1 protein-coding gene and 2 tRNA genes are annotated in these 911 nt (G+C 57.4%); 2 read left to right on the top strand and 1 reads right to left on the bottom strand.

Annotated features, from left to right (window positions below; translation table 11 throughout):
* The first annotated feature begins 270 nt into the window (after nucleotides 1-270).
* Both O6Y00_RS21945 and O6Y00_RS21940 read left to right on the top strand, forming a co-directional pair.
* Nucleotides 271-347, top strand: a tRNA-Ile gene (locus tag O6Y00_RS21945).
* Between the two features lie 15 nt (nucleotides 348-362).
* Nucleotides 363-438, top strand: a tRNA-Ala gene (locus tag O6Y00_RS21940).
* Nucleotides 439-562: 124 nt separating this feature from the next.
* On the opposite strand, the gene O6Y00_RS21935 is transcribed toward O6Y00_RS21940, so the two are convergent.
* Nucleotides 563-911: hypothetical protein (locus O6Y00_RS21935; protein WP_353444624.1), on the bottom strand; the 349-nt coding region annotated here is incomplete at its 5' end.

Below are 911 nucleotides of genomic sequence, written 5' to 3'. Positions count from 1 at the left end.
TCTAAGGATATCGGCAGAAAGCGCTGACAGGCCCGCATCTTATGGTGCCACCCTGTCGGAAGAGCTTCTTCCATTCCAAAGAACATTAGCCGCCGTCCTCATGTCCCTTCATCACTAGGTTAGTCCACAAGACGAGACAGCATTAGCTGGCTTGGCTGTGGGCAAGCTCGGCCAGCGCGCGAAGCGCGCCCCTGGGTCCCATCAAAGTAGTACTTTGACGGGGGCCCTATTAGGTGCAGCTTGGCTGCGTCTGACGGGCGCAGCGGGTGTGGGCCTGTAGCTCAGTTGGTTAGAGCGCACCCCTGATAAGGGTGAGGTCGGTGGTTCGAATCCACCTAGGCCCACCACACACAAGTGCGTTTGGGGCCTTAGCTCAGCTGGGAGAGCGGTTGCTTTGCAAGCATCAGGTCATCGGTTCGATCCCGATAGGCTCCACCATTTCGCAGGAGACGAGACGAGGCAGCAAAGCTGCCGCGCACGTATCCAAGAACGGCCAGCGCAGAGAAGCGCGCCCACAAGGCGCGGCTTCGCCGCGACTGACGGGCTCGCGAGCAACGCACCATCAGCCACAACCTAGAGATGAAGAGAAACGGTTCGCCGCACGAGAGTGCGGTGATTGACGGGCACGCCCGTCGTATTTGACATTGTGAATGGGTTTTTTAAAATCGATGCCGTGAGGTGCTCGATTTTGGGGACGAGGATTGCTTCGGCGGTTCGTGAGCGCTTCGGCGTCAGCGAGCCAAACGAGCGGTTCGAGGCTCCAGATATCGACATCATCATAACTAATAATCTGGCTGAGATTATAATCATCCGCACCTGACAAAGGCCAACGCGCACTGCTCTGCCGAGTTGGTGATCCGAAAGGACACCCAGTGATGTCGTTGGTGGTGTGGACTCTCAAGCGTGAGGTA

Source organism: Sphingomonas faeni (assembly GCF_040407565.1).
Lineage (GTDB): Bacteria > Pseudomonadota > Alphaproteobacteria > Sphingomonadales > Sphingomonadaceae > Sphingomonas > Sphingomonas faeni_F.
The sequence above is the reverse complement of the archived record's forward strand: the minus strand, read 5'-3'. Positions and strand labels throughout refer to the sequence as shown.